The organism is Tatumella ptyseos (assembly GCF_030552895.1).
GTDB classification, from domain to species: domain Bacteria; phylum Pseudomonadota; class Gammaproteobacteria; order Enterobacterales; family Enterobacteriaceae; genus Rosenbergiella; species Rosenbergiella ptyseos_A.
Genome location: NZ_CP130649.1, coordinates 1,019,597 through 1,037,287 on the forward strand (window position 1 = coordinate 1,019,597; position 17,691 = coordinate 1,037,287).

The window sequence follows — 17,691 nt, forward strand, 5'->3', positions numbered from 1 at the left end:
CTTACTCCTGTATCGAATTGCTGATAAGGTAATCTCACCTTTCATATACCTACTGTCGATATCATTAGGGGGTGAGCTTTGTCAGAGATGCGATTTTATATGTTGGGCGAAAGAGCCTTGGTCATTGAATCACGTCCTCCAGTATCGTTTCTACTTCAACAGCGTATTTGGGGATTAGCTCAGCAGCTCAGCCATGAACCGGCAGTGGCAGAAGTTGTCCCCGGAATGAATAATCTCACTCTGCATTTGCATGCTATCCCTTCCTCGAAAGAGGAGGCGATAGCTCAGCTTAAACAGTGGTGGAAAGCCGCAGCCTCTTTTACCCCTGACTCAAGAAGTATTGATATCCCAGTAATTTACGGTAAATCATCGGGCCCTGATTTACTCTCATTGGCTGAGACAGTTGGCCTGACGCCTAAACAAGTGGTTGAGGCGCACTGCGCTGAACGCTATACCGTATTTTTCATTGGCTTCCAACCTGGTTTTCCCTATCTTTCAGGATTGTCACCGCGTTTAGCCTGTCCGCGTCATCAAACGCCACGTCTTTCTGTACCCGCTGGCAGCGTAGGTATTGCAGGGAACCAAACGGGTATTTATCCACTGACCTCTCCCGGAGGTTGGCAGATCATCGGCCAGACCTCATCTCAATTATTCGATGAGAAACGTGAAGCGCCATTTTTGTTGCGCCCCGGTGATACGGTACGTTTTATTCCTCATAAGGATGGACTATGCTGACGGTCATTAAAGCGGGTTTTGCTACCTCCCTACAAGATGGGGGACGCTTCGGGTTAGCTCAGTATGGTGTGGGGCGTGGCGGAGCACTAGATCGTCCTGCCATGCAAACCGCAAATATGCTGGTGGGTAATGATAAAAATCGAGTAGTGGTAGAGATAACGCAAGGTAATGCACAATTTCGTTTCGAACAATCCTGTTGGTTCTCGTTAACTGGGGCTGATTGCCAAAGTCTATTAACAGAAAAGCCTGTGGCGACAGGCTGGCGGTATTTCGCTAAGGCTGGGCAAATTTTGCAATTACGATCTCCTCTAAGAGGGATGCGTAGCTATCTTGCTGTTAGCGGCGGTTTCGAAGTGCCTACAGTGATGGGATCGCAAAGTACTGATCTCACGGCTAAGTTCGGGGGCTTTGATGGCCGCTTTTTACTAAATGGTGATCGCTTACCCTTAGGCCCAGCTTCACGACAGTTTGAGCGTTCGGTAGGAGTGAGACAAATACTGTGGGGTAACCGAGTACGAGTGATACCCGGCCCTGAATTTAAGCAGTTCACCACAGAATCTCAGCAAGCATTTTGGCGAACAGGTTGGACTGTCACCTCTCAAAGTAATCGGATGGGACATCGATTAGAGGGGAGAGTATTAAAATTTGCGCATCGGGAAGAGTTACTTTCTCACGGTGTTTTACCGGGAACTATTCAAGTCCCTCCTAGTGGTCAGCCTGTTGTGTTATTAGCCGATGCGCAAACCACTGGAGGTTACGCGCGGATAGGGCAAGTCATCGAGTGTGACCTTTATCACTTGGCACAATTGCGCCCTCGAGAGCCACTACATTTTATCTATTGTACGTTAGCGCAAGCGCGCGAAGCGACCCTCGCTCAGCAGCAGGTATTGAACATGATCGAATGGGGGTTGACTCGACGGCCATGATAATAACGGCTTTACGTAAAAATTTTTTACGTTTTTTTAGCGCGAATATTCACCACTCACAAACTCGAGGCTGTTTATGTTGGCGCAGATTGACTACACTCATTTAAACACTTTAGAAAAACCGATCCAAAAAGGTACCGGTTCCATTCTTAAATTGACAAGGAGTTTCACGTGGCAAAAAACATCAACTTCCTGAGCGATCTAACGGGGTCTTTTTCTTCACCCTGTAGCGAAAACCCGACCGTCCGCATGATCGAGGCGAGTTATCAGAAAGAAGGGATGAATGCACGTTTCATTACCTGTGAAGTCGGCCCTGAGAAGCTAGAGCAATCCATCAAAGGCGCGATAGCCATGGGGTGGAAGGGTTTTAGTTGTTCGTTGCCTAATAAACAAGAAGTGATTCAATATCTTGATGAGCTCGATACCTCGGCCAAAGTCATTGGTGCCGTTAACTGCGTTGTCATCAAAGAGGGCAAGCTTATCGGCTATAATACTGACGGCCAAGGGTTTATCGAAGCACTGAGTGAAATCACGTCAGTCAAAGGAAAACATATCACGCTTCTTGGTGCGGGCGGTGCAGCACGTGCCATTGCCGTTGAAGCAGCCTTAGCTGGGGCAAAACACATCACGCTCATCAATCGTAACGAAGAACGGGGTCAAGATTTAGTTAAGCTTATCGAAGAGAATACCAAAGCTAAGGCTTCTTTTAAAAAATGGACTAAACAAGTGGCTATCGATAACCAAACCGAGATTCTGGTTAATGCTACGTCAATCGGTCTGAACGATGCGGAAGCTATCCCTGATATCGATCTTGCTTCGATTCAGAAAGAGATGATTGTGGCTGATGTTATCCCTAATCCTCCAGAAACCAAGTTATTGCGCGAGGCGGCTAACAAAGGATGTACCACTTTGAATGGCTTGAATATGCTGGTCAACCAAGGTGCGCAGAACGTTTATAACTGGTTCGGTAAAAAAGTCGATCGTGCGCCGATGAAGTCATCGTTAGAAGAGATATTTGACGCGAAGTAATTTTTAAAAAGGAGAGCAAAGCTCTCCTTTTTTATGAGTAAGAATATTAGCGTTTAGACTCGAACTTACGTTCTGTGTATCCGGTATAAAGCTGGCGTGGACGAGCGATCTTCATTCCTTCTTCGTGCATCTCAATCCAGTGAGAGATCCAACCAACGGTACGTGCCATAGCAAAAATGACGGTAAACATCGACGTAGGGATACCCATCGCTTTTAAAATCAAGCCAGAATAGAAGTCAACATTTGGATAGAGCTTGCGTTCGATGAAGTAGGGATCGTTTAATGCGATGTGTTCGAGTTGCATAGCAACTTCGAGCAAATCATCTTTCATTCCTAATTCTTCTAAGACTTCATGACAAGTCTCACGCATTACCGTAGCTCGTGGATCATAATTTTTATAAACCCGATGACCAAAGCCCATCAGACGGAAAGAGTCATTTTTATCTTTAGCTCTACGCACGAATTCAGGAATATGTTCGACGCTGCTTATCTCTTCGAGCATATGTAAGGTTGCTTCGTTCGCACCACCGTGTGCAGGTCCCCATAATGAAGCAATACCCGCTGCAATACAGGCGAAAGGGTTTGCTCCTGAAGAGCCAGCGGTTCTGACTGTCGAGGTTGAGGCATTTTGTTCGTGGTCAGCATGCAGAATTAGAATACGGTCCATCGCACGTTCAAGGACTGGATTGATTTTGTATTCTTCACAGGGTGTGGCAAACATCATATGCAAGAAATTACCGGCATAAGAGAGGTCGTTTCGAGGGTAAACAAAGGGTTGGCCAATGGAGTACTTATAACACATCGCCGCTACAGTAGGCATTTTTGAGAGTAGGCGGAAAGCGGCAACTTCACGATGGCGAGGATTGTTAACGTCCATTGAGTCATGGTAGAAGGCCGCGAGGGCGCCTGTAACGCCACACATTACCGCCATAGGATGCGAATCACGACGAAATCCATGGAATAGGCGAGTGATTTGCTCATGGATCATGGTATGGCGAGTGACTTGCGTTTTAAACTGTTGATACTGTTCAGCGGTTGGGACTTCACCGTTTAGAAGAATGTAGCAGACTTCTAGATAATCGGATTTCGTGGCTAATTCAGCAATTGGAAATCCGCGATGCAGAAGAATACCTTCCTCACCATCAATATAAGTAATTTTGGATTCGCAAGATGCCGTTGAAGTGAAGCCTGGGTCAAAAGTAAAAACACCGTGAGCTCCCAACGTACGTACATCGACTACATCTTGGCCTAATGTTCCTTTAAGTACATTCAGGTCGACGGCTGACTCATTTGAGTCGAGCGTAAGTGTCACCTTTTTATCTGTCATTTACTGCCTCCAAAAAGAACGATTGGAACGATATCCAAATATTGATTCGTGAATTTGTTAAAATTATGTCACCAATTTATATCAAAACTGAGTCAAGCAGTATAGCGCTCATCCACTGTAATACGCTGGATAATTCGAGGATAGAATAAGTGAACTATAGGATGCCTTTGTTTTAAAATAATTTTAGCCACTATGTGACATCATAATTCTTTCGTAAAAAAAATAAATTTAGTCCTTGAAGAGCTTATTGCATAACCTATAGTTATATGTTTAGCATTAATCTATAACATTTGGTGTTTTTAGCCTTTATTGTGACTAAATGTAAAATAAAGCCTTTATTTGCATCAAATCAGTGGATTAGCGTTAGATAAATATCGGTAATAGTGAGTTAGATCACTGATTTGTTTTAATTTACACAAAGAAATTGTAGAGTAATTGTAATAAGATTGTGATATCTCTATAATCCCTACTAGGTCTCCGGATTTACCTGTTTCAGGAGGCACCCAGCGTTTTTTTTCGTCTAACACTGGATGTGACTGTTCTGTGAGTGAGCTTCACCAGAAGTTGGCAAGCAGCAGGGCCGGAGGAGACATAATAAAAAAGAGCTGTGTGGGCAAAACCGTGAATAAACAAAGACCTGTCAACTTGGATCTCTCGACGATCCGGTTTCCCGTTACTGCAATAGCATCCATTCTCCACCGTGTCTCTGGCGTGATTACCTTTATCGCGTTGGGAATTCTACTGTGGCTGCTAGGGCTCTCTCTCTCATCTCCAGAAGGTTTCAATCAAGCTGCAGCCATCATGGGAAGTTTCTTCGTGAAATTCATCCTGTGGGCAATCTTGACTGCGCTGGCTTACCACATTGTCGGCGGAATCCGCCATCTGCTTGCAGATTTTGGCTTTATGGAAGAAACCATGGTGGCAGGTAAACGGAGTGCGGTAGCCTCCTTTGTTATCGCCGCCATTCTGTCGATTTTAGCGGGGGTTCTCGTATGGTAAACAATGTTTCCGCACTAGGAAGAAATGGAGTACATGATTGGCTATTGCTGCGTGCCGCCGCGATACTGATTGCACTCTATGTTGTGTATATTCTGGGCTTTTTTGTTGTTAGTGGCCCACTTACCTATGATATGTGGCGCGGCTTCTTTGCAATGCCTTTCACCAAGGTATTTACGCTCCTCACCCTATTATCCATTCTCATTCATGGCTGGATTGGTATGTGGCAGGTACTGACTGATTATGTCAAAAACCTCGCCGTCCGTCTGGTCGTGCAACTGATTATTATTATCGCATTAGCAAGCTATGCGATTTATGGCACATTTGTGGTATGGGGTGCGTAATGAAACTGCCTGTTAGAGAATTCGATGCGATTGTGATTGGTGCAGGTGGCGCAGGTATGCGTGCAGCATTACAAATATCACAGTCTGGTCAAAGTTGTGCATTATTATCAAAAGTCTTCCCAACGCGTTCTCACACGGTTTCCGCGCAAGGCGGTATTACTGTTGCGTTGGGGAACACCCATGAAGATAACTGGGAATGGCACATGTATGACACCGTGAAAGGCTCCGATTATATTGGTGACCAAGACGCGATTGAGTATATGTGTAAAACCGGTCCAGAAGCGATTTTAGAATTAGAACATATGGGGCTTCCGTTCTCTCGCTTAGAAGACGGACGTGTTTACCAACGCCCCTTTGGCGGACAATCGAAAAACTTTGGTGGAGAACAAGCGGCACGTACGGCAGCAGCAGCTGACCGGACAGGCCACGCTTTACTTCACACCCTGTATCAACAGAATTTGAAAAACCATACCACCATATTTTCTGAATGGTACGCTTTAGATTTGGTAAAAAATGCCGATGGAGCAGTTGTAGGCTGTACGGCAATTTGTATTGAGACCGGTGAAGTCGTGTACTTCAAAGCTCAGGCTACGGTGCTGGCGACGGGCGGAGCAGGGCGTATTTACCAATCTACCACCAATGCGCATATCAACACAGGTGATGGCGTGGGTATGGCGCTGCGCGCAGGTGTGCCTGTGCAAGACATGGAAATGTGGCAATTTCACCCAACGGGTATCGCTGGCGCTGGAGTACTTGTGACAGAAGGATGCCGTGGTGAAGGTGGATATCTACTGAATAAACATGGTGAACGTTTCATGGAACGTTATGCACCTAATGCTAAAGACTTAGCGGGCCGTGATGTGGTGGCTCGTTCGATGATGATTGAAATTCGTGAAGGTCGTGGTTGCGATGGTCCTTGGGGCCCACACCTAAAACTAAAACTCGATCACTTGGGAAGCGAAGTGTTGGAGTCACGCTTACCGGGAATTTTAGAACTGTCTCGGACTTTTGCACACGTAGACCCAATTAAAGAGCCTATTCCGGTCATTCCAACCTGTCATTACATGATGGGCGGTATCCCGACAAAAGTATCTGGTCAAGCGTTAACCGTCGATGAACAAGGCAACGACGTTGTCGTTCCAGGGCTGTTTGCTGTTGGTGAGATTGCGTGTGTATCGGTACATGGCGCTAACCGTTTAGGGGGGAACTCCCTCCTCGATCTCGTGGTGTTTGGCCGTGCAGCGGGCTTACACTTACAAGAATCAATCGCTTCGCAAGGAGCGCTGCGTGACGCGACTGAAGAAGAGATCGCGCAGGCAATGAGCCGTTATCAACGCTGGGAAGATAACCGTGAAGGTGAAGATCCAGCTGAAATTCGTAAAGCACTTCAAACCTGCATGCAACACAACTTCTCGGTATTCCGTGAAGGTGACGCCATGGCTAAGGGTCTGGAAGAGCTGAAGTCTATTCGCCAACGTCTACAGAATGCACGTCTTGACGATCGCTCCCCTGATTTCAACACTCAGCGTATTGAGTGCTTAGAGTTGGATAACCTGATGGAAACTGCCTTTGCAACGGCAGTCGCGGCAAACTATCGTACAGAAAGCCGTGGTGCCCACAGCCGCTTCGATTATCCAGACCGGGATGATGAGAAATGGTTATGTCATAGCCTCTATCTGCCACAGAGCGAGAGTATGACCCGACGTGAGGTGAACATGCAGCCAACATCACGCGAAGCATTCCCTCCTAAAGTGCGTACTTATTAATAGGCGGAAAGACTAATGAAACTCGAATTTTCGGTATATCGCTATAATCCAGAAGTCGATAATGCTCCGCGTATGCAAGATTATACGCTGGAGGCGGAAGAAGGGCGCGACATGATGTTGTTAGATGCGCTCATCAAACTCAAAGAGCAAGATCCGACGTTAGCCTTTCGTCGTTCTTGTCGCGAAGGAGTTTGCGGCTCTGACGGCATCAACATGAACGGAAAAAATGGACTTGCCTGTGTCACGCCGGTTTCCGCACTTTCAGGCAAGGGTAAAATCATTATTCGCCCACTACCTGGCTTACCCGTTATCCGCGACCTAGTGGTCGATATGGCGCAGTTTTATACTCAGTATGAAAAGATTAAACCTTTCTTATTGAACGATAATAAAAATCCTCCGGCACGTGAATTTTTACAATCTCCGGAAGATCGCGCACATCTTGATGGGCTATATGAGTGTATTCTCTGCGCCTGTTGCTCTACCTCCTGTCCGTCGTTCTGGTGGAACCCAGATAAATTTATTGGTCCAGCAGGATTATTGGCGGCTTATCGTTTCTTAATTGATAGTCGTGATACGGAGACTGAGTCACGGTTAGATAATTTAGACGATGCATTCAGCGTATTCCGTTGTCATAGCATCATGAACTGTGTCAATGTCTGCCCTAAAGGATTGAACCCGACTAAGGCGATCGGCCACATTAAATCCATGTTATTGAAACGTGGTGCTTAGCATTATTAAGCGGGGAGGCTAACTCCCCGCTGTTCCAGTGGTATCTTTGGCAATTTGACTGGCCTAAAAAAGTCGAATTGCCAAAGGTTCCCTACGGGGGCAGGACTTTTTGCACTCGTATCGCTGAACCGATTGAACAGAGCGGTCATCTGTTTGGGTATCTCCGTTTAACGGTGAATTATATTACGAAAAGCATAGCATTGCTTAAGGGATCACTATGCAGAATAGCGCAATGAAATCCTGGCTAGACTCATCCTGGCTGGCCGGCGCGAACCAGTCTTATATCGAGCAGTTGTATGAGGATTACCTCACCGATCCTGACTCGGTTGATAGTGTCTGGCGTGAAAGGTTCGCTCAATTCCCCGCGGACGCATTACGACCTGATCAATACCATTCCACGACACGTGAGTATTTTCGGCGGTTAGCCAAAGATGCCACCCGCTACACGACCTCGGTGAGTGACCCTGAAACCAACTCCAAACAGGTTAAGGTACTGCAGCTCATCAATGCTTTTCGTTTCCGTGGTCATCAGAAAGCTAATCTCGATCCATTAGGACTGTGGCAGCAAGAAGATGTACCTGATCTTGATCCTGCTTTTCACGGCCTAAGCGCCAGCGATTTCAATGAGAGTTTTAATGTCGGATCCTTTGCTTCAGGCAAAGAGACAATGAAACTTTCCGAAATTTTTGACGCACTGAAGCAGACTTACTGCGGATCAATCGGCGCGGAATATATGCATATTACCAATACCGAAGAGAAGCGTTGGATTCAGCAACGTATCGAGTCGGTAGCCGGTCAAGCAACCTTCAGTGCAGAAGAAAAGAAAAAATTCTTAAAAGAGCTCACTGCTGCCGAAGGGATGGAGAAGTATTTAGGGGCAAAATTCCCGGGTGCTAAACGCTTCTCACTGGAAGGTGGGGACGCACTCATTCCGATGCTTAGAGAGATGATCCGCCACGCGGGTAAACAAGGCACTCAGGAAGTTGTATTGGGTATGGCACACCGTGGTCGTCTAAACGTGCTAATCAACGTGCTAGGAAAGAAAACTCAAGATCTGTTCGATGAATTCGCGGGTAAACATCATGAACACTTAGGTGCAGGTGATGTGAAATACCACATGGGATTCTCCTCGGATTTGGAAACAGAGGGCGGGCTTGTTCACTTAGCCTTAGCGTTTAACCCTTCTCACTTAGAAATTGTCAGTCCAGTTGTGATGGGCTCTGTTCGCGCAAGACTCGACCGTTTAGACGAGCCTTCAGCCATCAATAAGGTCTTACCGATCACTATTCATGGTGATGCAGCAGTCATTGGGCAAGGTGTAGTTCAAGAGACGTTAAACATGTCTCAGGCTCGCGGCTATATGGTCGGTGGTACGGTACGTATTGTCATCAACAACCAAGTAGGCTTTACAACGTCGAATCCTAAAGATGCGCGTTCGACTCCTTACTGTACTGATATCGGTAAAATGATTCAGACGCCGATTTTCCACGTTAATGCTGATGACCCGGAAGCCGTCGCCTTCGTGACGCGTTTAGCATTGGATTACCGTAATACGTTTAAACGTGACGTCTTTATTGATCTGGTCTGTTATCGTCGTCATGGACATAACGAAGCTGATGAGCCGAGTGCAACTCAGCCAGTGATGTACAAAAAAATTAAGCAACACCCGACGCCGCGTAAAATTTATGCAGATAAATTAGCGGCCGCAGGAGTGGTGACCGCAGGTGAAATCACCGAATTGGTCAATATCTACCGTGATGCGTTGGATGCTGGCGAGTGCGTGGTAGAGGAATGGCGTCCAATGTCGCTAAATTCTTGTACTTGGTCACCTTATTTAAATCACGAGTGGGACGAAGCCTATCCGGCGACCGTAGATCAAAATCGCCTCAAACAAATGGCAGTGAATTTAAGCCAAATTCCTGCAGAGATTGAAGCGCAGTCTCGTGTGAAGAAAATCTATAATGACCGTCACGAAATGGCGGAAGGTAATAAAGCATTCGATTGGGGCGCCGCTGAAAACTTAGCTTATGCGACACTCGTTGATGAAGGCGTTTCGGTACGTTTATCCGGTGAAGATTCTGGACGCGGCACTTTCTTCCATCGTCACGCGGTGATCCACAACCAAAGTAATGGCTCGACTTTTACCCCTCTCCATCATGTCCGTAAAGGACAAGGCGTATTTAAAGTTTGGGACTCGGTCCTATCCGAGGAAGCTGTATTAGCCTTCGAATATGGTTACGCGACAGCAGAACCTCGTACCCTTACTATTTGGGAAGCACAATTTGGTGACTTCGCCAACGGTGCTCAAGTGGTGATCGACCAGTTCATCAGTTCAGGTGAGCAAAAATGGGGTCGGATGTGCGGATTAGTGATGTTGCTCCCACATGGATACGAAGGCCAAGGTCCAGAACACTCCTCAGCGCGTCTTGAGCGTTATTTGCAGCTCTGCGCCGATCAGAATATGCAGGTTTGCGTGCCTTCCACGCCGGCACAGGTCTATCACATGCTACGTCGCCAGGCGTTACGTGGTATGCGTCGTCCTCTCGTAGTGATGTCACCGAAATCATTATTACGTCATCCGTTAGCAATTTCGACAATGGACGAACTGGCGCAAGGCGAATTTATGCCCGCGATTCCAGAAATTGATTCGTTAGAGGCGCAGAAGGTTAAACGCGTTGTGCTCTGTTCAGGGAAGGTTTATTACGATTTATTAGAGCAACGTCGTAAAAATGAGCAGGATAACGTTGCCATTATTCGTATTGAGCAGCTTTACCCGTTCCCGCATAAAGCGGTGCAACAGGCGATTAGCGCTTACAGCCATGTCACCGATTTCGTATGGTGCCAAGAAGAGCCGTTAAACCAAGGTGCTTGGTATTGTTGCCAACATAACTTCCATGATGTTGTCCCTGCAGGGGCTAAATTACGCTACGCTGGACGGGCGGCTTCCGCTTCTCCAGCTGTGGGATATATGTCTGTTCACCAAAAGCAGCAGCAAGAATTAGTTAATGATGCGCTGAACGTTGATTGATAAAAAGGAAAGACAATGAGTAGCTTAGAGATTTTCGTTCCCGATTTACCAGAATCTGTTGCCGATGCCACCGTTGCAACGTGGCACAAACAGCCTGGTGACAGCGTCCAGCGCGATGAAGTGCTGGTAGAAATTGAAACCGATAAAGTGATCTTAGAGGTCCCTGCGGCAGCCGACGGTATTTTAGAGGCAATCGTTGAAGAAGAGGGCGCGACCGTGGTTTCTCGCCAGTTACTGGGCCGTCTTAAAGAAGGTAATAGTGCTGGTAAAGAGAGCTCAGCGGCTCCTGCTCCGGTTTCTACGCCGGATACTGCTGCCCCAACTGAAGAGAGCAGTGATGAGTCTAATGACTTCTTAACCCCTGCTATTCGCCGTCTTATCGCGGAACATACCCTAGATGCAACCCAGATCAAAGGTACAGGCGTCGGTGGACGTATCACACGTGAAGATGTAGAGAAGCATCTCGCTGCGACCAAATCAGCGCCGAAATCAGAAACCGCTACGCAATCTGCACCAGCCCCGCTTTCAAACCGTAGCGAGAAGCGTGTGCCGATGACACGTTTACGTAAGCGTGTTGCGGAGCGTTTACTCGAAGCTAAAAATAGTACGGCGATGTTGACCACTTTTAACGAGGTCAATATGAAGCCAATCATGCAAATCCGTAAACAATACGGCGAAGCATTTGAAAAACGTCACGGTGTTCGCTTAGGTTTCATGTCTTTCTACATTAAAGCTGTGGTGGAAGCACTCAAACGTTACCCAGAAGTGAATGCCTCTATCGATGGCGATGATGTGGTGTATCACAACTATTTTGATGTCAGCATCGCGGTATCTACGCCACGTGGTTTAGTTACCCCAGTATTGAAAGATGTTGATGCGCTGAGTATGGCTGATATTGAGAAGAAAATTAAAGAACTGGCCATCAAAGGACGTGACGGTAAGTTGACGGTGGAAGAATTGACCGGCGGTAACTTTACTATCACCAATGGCGGAGTATTTGGATCGCTGATGTCTACCCCGATCATCAACCCACCACAAAGTGCGATCTTGGGCATGCACGCTATCAAGGATCGTCCCATGGCGGTAAACGGCCAAGTTGAAATCTTACCGATGATGTATCTCGCGCTTTCTTATGATCACCGTCTGATCGATGGTCGTGAATCCGTAGGCTACCTCGTCGCGATCAAAGACTTACTTGAAGATCCTGCACGCTTGCTGCTGGATGTCTAATTTACTGTGGCGTGTACTCTGCACGCCTATTTTTTTGACCTGAATGGATAATACCCTATGAATTTACATGAATATCAGGCGAAACAGCTCTTTGCACGTTATGGCTTACCTGCGCCGTCTGGTTATGCTTGTACTACGCCTCGTGAAGCTGAAGAAGCTGCATCAAAAATTGGTAGTGGACCTTGGGTAGTAAAATGCCAAGTTCATGCGGGCGGCCGTGGCAAAGCGGGCGGCGTGAAAGTGGTAAAAAGTAAAGAAGAAATCCGTAGTTTTGCTGAAGGTTGGTTGGGTAAAAATTTGGTCACTTACCAAACGGATGCACAGGGTCAGCCTGTTAACCAAATTTTAGTCGAAGCGGCTACGGATATTGATAAAGAGCTTTACCTCGGAGCAGTGGTTGATCGCAGCACTCGCCGTGTCGTATTCATGGCCTCAACCGAAGGCGGTGTTGAAATTGAGAAAGTGGCTGAAGAGACACCACACTTAATTCACAAAATGGCGCTGGATCCCTTGACTGGACCAATGCCTTACCAAGGTCGCGAACTCGCGTTTAAACTCGGCTTGGAAGGTAAACAAGTCGGTCAATTTGCGAAAATTTTCATGGGTCTAGCCAAGCTATTCCTAGAGCGTGATTTGGCATTAGTTGAAATCAACCCGTTAGTCATCACTACAGAGGGTGACCTAATTTGCCTAGACGGTAAACTCGGTGCTGACAGTAACGCGATGTTCCGTCAACCAGAACTACGCGAAATGCATGACCCAAGCCAAGAAGATTCTCGTGAAGCGCATGCTGCACAATGGGAACTCAACTACGTTGCTTTAGAAGGTAACATCGGTTGTATGGTGAACGGTGCAGGTTTGGCGATGGGCACTATGGATATCGTTAAGCATCATGGTGGACAACCCGCTAACTTCCTAGACGTTGGCGGTGGCGCAACCAAAGAGCGTGTGACGGAAGCCTTTAAAATTATTCTTTCAGACGATGCAGTAAAAGCGGTGCTGGTAAATATCTTTGGTGGAATTGTTCGCTGTGATCTTATTGCAGACGGGATAATCGGAGCTGTTGAAGAAGTTGGCGTAAATGTTCCAGTTGTTGTTCGTCTTGAAGGGAACAATGCTGAATTGGGCGCACAGCGTTTAGCAGAAAGTGGTCTAAATATCATCGCAGCTACCAGTTTGACTGACGCTGCCCAGCAAGTTGTCGCTGCGGCGGAGGGTAAATAATGTCTATTTTGATTGATAAGAATACTAAAGTCATTTGCCAAGGTTTCACCGGTGGCCAAGGCACGTTCCACTCAGAACAAGCGATCGCTTACGGCACGCAAATGGTTGGTGGCGTTACACCAGGTAAAGGCGGGACGACGCACTTAGGCTTACCAGTATTCAATACGGTACGTGAGGCAGTCGAAGCCACTGGCGCGACAGCTTCGGTAATCTATGTTCCTGCACCATTTTGCAAAGATAGTATTTTAGAAGCGATTGATGCCGGGATTAAACTCATCATCACTATTACCGAAGGCATTCCTACCCTGGATATGCTTACTGTTAAGGTAAAACTGGACCAAGCCGGCGTAAGAATGATCGGTCCTAACTGCCCAGGCGTCATTACTCCAGGTGAATGTAAGATTGGTATTATGCCTGGCCACATCCACCAACCAGGCCGCGTGGGGATTGTTTCACGTTCAGGAACACTGACCTATGAAGCGGTTAAGCAAACTACCGATATTGGCTACGGTCAATCGACCTGTGTTGGCATTGGTGGTGACCCAATTCCAGGTTCAAGCTTTATTGATATCCTAGAATTATTCGAAAAAGATCCACAAACCGAAGCGATCGTCATGATCGGTGAAATTGGTGGTAGCGCGGAAGAGGAAGCCGCCGCTTACATCAAGGCACACGTGACCAAACCCGTCGTCAGCTACATTGCAGGTGTTACTGCCCCTAAAGGTAAACGTATGGGCCATGCGGGTGCCATCATTGCTGGTGGAAAAGGGACCGCTGACGAGAAATTTGCTGCATTAGAAGCTGCCGGTGTTAAAACTGTGCGTAGCCTAGCCGATATTGGTGATGCTGTGAAAGCGGTTTTACCTGCACGTTAAGTTAACGAAAACGATAAAAAAGCCACCGACTTATCGGTGGCTTTTTTTATTCATATAAAAAACATTTTTAACTATTAAATTTAACAATTACCTTTTCGGAAAATATACTTATAAGAATTTAGATCGAGATCAATTAACCTTTCGTTAGTTTCTAGAAATAATTAATCACTGGGATTACATTACCTTCCACTATCACCGTGAGCACTGTTCATTTTTTTATTAAGGGCGAAGGCTGTCATTTTAATAGAAAGAGTTGGGCACCGGCCGATAATAAGCAGCCTAATCATAATACCTCTCATTACTATTAAGCTGGATTATTAATTTTATCGATTTAGATTTCATTAAGTTTATTGAAATATTTTCCAGTAACTGGTGAAAACTAGAATGGAATAAGGAGTAAGAATGTTTGATATTGTCGAACTCTCTCGCTTACAGTTTGCGTTAACCGCAATGTATCATTTCCTTTTCGTCCCGTTAACTCTCGGTATGGCATTCTTGCTGGCGATTATGGAAACGGTCTATGTTTTTACCGGTAAGCAAATTTATAAAGACATGACGAAGTTCTGGGGGAAATTATTTGGGATCAATTTTGCCTTAGGTGTCGCGACTGGATTAACGATGGAATTCCAGTTTGGTACAAATTGGTCTTATTATTCTCATTATGTTGGCGATATTTTTGGTGCGCCATTAGCAATCGAAGGTTTAATGGCGTTCTTTTTAGAATCGACCTTTGTTGGGCTATTTTTCTTTGGATGGGACCGTTTAGGGAAAATACAACATTTGACGGTAACTTGGCTAGTCGCCTTGGGATCAAATTTATCGGCATTATGGATATTAGTCGCAAATGGTTGGATGCAAAATCCCGTAGCATCGGAATTTAATTTTGAAACCATGCGCATGGAAATGGTGAGTTTTTCCGAATTGGTACTTAATCCTGTGGCACAGGTTAAGTTTGTCCACACCGTCGCATCAGGTTATACCACTGGCGCCATTTTTGTGTTGGCAATCAGTGCATGGTACTTATTGAAAGGGCGTGATATTGCTTTTGCAAAACGCTCTTTTGCGATCGCGGCAAGTTTTGGTATGGCTGCCGTGCTCTCGGTCATTATTCTTGGTGATGAATCAGGATATGAAATGGGAGACGTACAAAAAACTAAGTTGGCAGCGATTGAAGCGGAATGGGAAACGCAACCTGCTCCGGCTGCTTTCACATTATTCGGTCTTCCTGATCAACAGGCTGAAAAGAATCATTATGCTGTTCAAGTTCCCTATCTCCTCGGCCTGATCGCAACCCGTTCTACCGACAAACCGGTATTAGGATTGAAAGATCTGTTAGCAGAGCACGAAATTCGAATCCGTAATGGGATGAAAGCCTATGCCTTATTGACGGAGTTACGCAGTGGTAATCAAGATTTGTCGGTACGGAAAGCCTTCGAACACCATAAAAAGGATTTAGGATACGGGCTGCTGCTCAAACGTTATACGCCTAATGTCAGTGATGCTACGGAAGCACAAATTCAGCAAGCTACGAAAGATTCCATCCCGAGTGTGGCCCCTCTCTATTTCTCCTTCCGGATTATGGTGCTCTGTGGTGTCCTCATCTTCTTAGTGATTGCGGCATCATTTGTCACTGTATTACGTAATCGTATTGGTAAGAATCGCTTTATTTTAAAGGCCGCAGTGTGCGCGCTCCCCTTACCTTGGATAGCGGTCGAGTCCGGATGGTTTGTTGCGGAATATGGACGGCAGCCTTGGGCAATAGGTGAGGTACTCCCTACGGCCGTGGCTAACTCTTCTCTGACTGTCGGCGATTTACTGTTTTCAATGGGATTAGTGCTAGGGCTTTATACCTTATTCATCATTGCAGAGATGTATTTAATGATTAAGTTCGCCCGCTTAGGTCCGTCGAGTTTGAAAACGGGTCGTTATCATCATGAGCACTCTACAGATAACGCTTCAGTGTAAATTATCGAGGACACATTCATGTTTGATTATGAAGTATTACGCTTTGTGTGGTGGCTACTTATTGGCATCCTCTTTATTGGTTTCGCAGTGACTGATGGCTTCGATATGGGGGTGGGGATGTTAGGGCGCTTAATCGGCCGTACCGACACCGAGCGCCGTATTATGATCAATAGTATTGCCCCTCACTGGGATGGAAATCAAGTTTGGCTGATTACTGCGGGGGGAGCATTATTTGCAGCCTGGCCAATGGTCTATGCCGCCGCATTTTCAGGATTTTATGTGGCGATGATACTGGTACTCGCGTCACTCTTTTTCCGACCCATTGGTTTTGATTACCGCTCCAAGTTGGAAAATCCAAAATGGCGAGGGATGTGGGATTGGGGGATTTTCATTGGGAGTTTTGTCCCCCCCTTAGTGATTGGTGTGGCCTTTGGCAACCTGTTGCAAGGTGTTCCGTTCCACTTTGATAATGACCTTCGCTTATTTTATACCGGAAACTTTTTCCAACTCCTGAACCCTTTTGCACTGTTAACAGGCGTAGTAAGCCTGACGATGATTCTGACACAAGGTGCGACCTATCTTATGATGCGCACGGATACTGTCTTACTCAAAAGAAGTCAGCGTTGTAGCCAAATCTCTAGCGCTATTATGTTGGTTTGTTTCGCACTAGCAGGAGTGTGGCTCGCTAATGGAATACAGGGGTATGAATTAGCTTCGCCTTTAAACCATGCAGCGGAGTCTAACCCTATAAATAAAGAAGTCGTTACAGGAGTCGGTTTATGGCTCAATAACTTTGCTAACGCCCCACTATTATGGGCTTTCCCTGTTGGGGGATTGATTTTTGCACTCATTACTTTTGTTTTTGCTTCAGCACAGCGAGGAGGGTGGGCATTTTTTAGTTCATCATTAACCATCGCATGTGTGATTATGACCGTAGGTGTAGCAATGTTTCCTTTTATCATGCCTTCCAGTACGGTTATTAATAATAGTCTGACAATGTGGGATGCGACGTCGAGCCAACTCACGCTGACCACCATGACGTTTGCGGCAATGATCTTTGTGCCTATTGTCTTAGCGTATACCATTTGGTGTTATTACAAGATGTTCGGGCGAGTGACTCATCAAGATATCGAGAAGAACACTCATTCATTGTATTAGGAGGGAAATCTTATGTGGTATTTCGCGTGGATCTTAGGAACATTACTAGCCTGCTCTTTTGGTGTAATGACGGCCTTAGCGCTTGAAAATAGTGAAAATGAGAAAACACCTAAATCTTGACACAGATTTAAAGAATTAATTTGTTTATCTTTACGACTGACCCTTCTGCAAAGATGCTGAAGGGTTTTTTTATGTCCTTAAGTAACCTCTTGATAAATAATTGTAATTTATTGTCTTACGGGTAGGTGGTCGACATAGATACGTAAAGAAAAATAATTATTTTATCAAGCAGACTTTGCCCCATTCCCAAGCTCATTGCTCTTGCGTATAGTAGCGGAGTTTAAACCAATATAGGGATG

15 protein-coding genes are annotated in these 17,691 nt (G+C 46.0%); 14 read left to right on the forward strand and 1 reads right to left on the reverse strand.

The window, feature by feature from the left end; all coding sequences use genetic code 11:
* The first annotated feature begins 78 nt into the window (after positions 1 to 78).
* The 3 genes from pxpB (at position 79) to aroE (ending at position 2,690) form a co-directional block, all read left to right on the forward strand.
* Positions 79 to 735 (forward strand): 5-oxoprolinase subunit PxpB, encoded by a 657-nt coding sequence (pxpB, locus tag QJR74_RS04945; RefSeq protein WP_304373469.1) that lies wholly within the window; start codon positions 79 to 81, stop codon positions 733 to 735.
* The gene (locus QJR74_RS04950) at positions 729 to 1,661 is read left to right on the forward strand and encodes a biotin-dependent carboxyltransferase family protein (RefSeq protein WP_304373470.1); all 933 of its coding nucleotides are present in this window, start codon (positions 729 to 731) and stop codon (positions 1,659 to 1,661) included. Before pxpB ends, QJR74_RS04950 begins: the two co-directional genes overlap by 7 nt.
* A 171-nt stretch (positions 1,662 to 1,832) precedes the next feature.
* The gene (gene aroE, locus QJR74_RS04955) at positions 1,833 to 2,690 is read left to right on the forward strand and encodes a shikimate dehydrogenase (RefSeq protein ID WP_304373471.1); all 858 of its coding nucleotides are present in this window, start codon (positions 1,833 to 1,835) and stop codon (positions 2,688 to 2,690) included.
* 46 nt (positions 2,691 to 2,736) lie between these two features.
* Here the strand turns inward: aroE and QJR74_RS04960 are convergent, their stop codons facing one another.
* Positions 2,737 to 4,017: a citrate synthase gene (locus QJR74_RS04960; RefSeq protein WP_304373472.1), complete on the reverse strand. Its 1,281-nt coding sequence runs from the start codon at positions 4,015 to 4,017 to the stop codon at positions 2,737 to 2,739.
* Positions 4,018 to 4,626: 609 nt separating this feature from the next.
* Between QJR74_RS04960 and sdhC the strand changes: the two genes are divergently transcribed.
* From sdhC to cydX, 11 genes are all read left to right on the forward strand, one after another.
* On the forward strand, positions 4,627 to 5,016 hold the full coding sequence (gene sdhC / locus QJR74_RS04965) for a succinate dehydrogenase cytochrome b556 subunit (RefSeq protein WP_304373473.1): 390 nt from the start codon (positions 4,627 to 4,629) through the stop codon (positions 5,014 to 5,016).
* Complete coding sequence (gene sdhD, locus QJR74_RS04970; protein ID WP_048911794.1) at positions 5,010 to 5,357, forward strand: succinate dehydrogenase membrane anchor subunit; 348 nt, start codon at positions 5,010 to 5,012, stop codon at positions 5,355 to 5,357. Before sdhC ends, sdhD begins: the two co-directional genes overlap by 7 nt.
* Positions 5,357 to 7,123 (forward strand): succinate dehydrogenase flavoprotein subunit, encoded by a 1,767-nt coding sequence (sdhA, locus tag QJR74_RS04975; protein WP_304373474.1) that lies wholly within the window; start codon positions 5,357 to 5,359, stop codon positions 7,121 to 7,123. Before sdhD ends, sdhA begins: the two co-directional genes overlap by 1 nt.
* A gap of 15 nt (positions 7,124 to 7,138) precedes the next feature.
* On the forward strand, positions 7,139 to 7,852 hold the full coding sequence (locus QJR74_RS04980; protein ID WP_304373475.1) for a succinate dehydrogenase iron-sulfur subunit: 714 nt from the start codon (positions 7,139 to 7,141) through the stop codon (positions 7,850 to 7,852).
* Between the two features lie 217 nt (positions 7,853 to 8,069).
* A complete protein-coding gene (sucA, locus tag QJR74_RS04985; RefSeq protein ID WP_304373476.1) occupies positions 8,070 to 10,880 on the forward strand; it encodes a 2-oxoglutarate dehydrogenase E1 component in 2,811 nt (936 codons plus the stop codon).
* 15 nt (positions 10,881 to 10,895) lie between these two features.
* Positions 10,896 to 12,110 (forward strand): 2-oxoglutarate dehydrogenase complex dihydrolipoyllysine-residue succinyltransferase, encoded by a 1,215-nt coding sequence (odhB, locus tag QJR74_RS04990; protein WP_304373477.1) that lies wholly within the window; start codon positions 10,896 to 10,898, stop codon positions 12,108 to 12,110.
* Between the two features lie 57 nt (positions 12,111 to 12,167).
* On the forward strand, positions 12,168 to 13,334 hold the full coding sequence (gene sucC / locus QJR74_RS04995; RefSeq protein ID WP_304373478.1) for an ADP-forming succinate--CoA ligase subunit beta: 1,167 nt from the start codon (positions 12,168 to 12,170) through the stop codon (positions 13,332 to 13,334).
* Entirely contained in the window at positions 13,334 to 14,209 is an 876-nt protein-coding gene (gene sucD, locus QJR74_RS05000) for a succinate--CoA ligase subunit alpha (protein WP_062812403.1), read from the forward strand. Before sucC ends, sucD begins: the two co-directional genes overlap by 1 nt.
* A 402-nt stretch (positions 14,210 to 14,611) precedes the next feature.
* Entirely contained in the window at positions 14,612 to 16,174 is a 1,563-nt protein-coding gene (cydA, locus tag QJR74_RS05005; RefSeq protein ID WP_304373479.1) for a cytochrome ubiquinol oxidase subunit I, read from the forward strand.
* Between the two features lie 18 nt (positions 16,175 to 16,192).
* Entirely contained in the window at positions 16,193 to 17,332 is a 1,140-nt protein-coding gene (cydB, locus tag QJR74_RS05010) for a cytochrome d ubiquinol oxidase subunit II (protein ID WP_304373480.1), read from the forward strand.
* Between the two features lie 12 nt (positions 17,333 to 17,344).
* Positions 17,345 to 17,452 carry a cytochrome bd-I oxidase subunit CydX gene (cydX, locus tag QJR74_RS05015; protein ID WP_304373481.1) on the forward strand — a complete coding sequence of 36 codons (108 nt, stop codon included), beginning with the start codon at positions 17,345 to 17,347 and terminating at the stop codon, positions 17,450 to 17,452.
* Positions 17,453 to 17,691 lie beyond the last annotated feature (239 nt).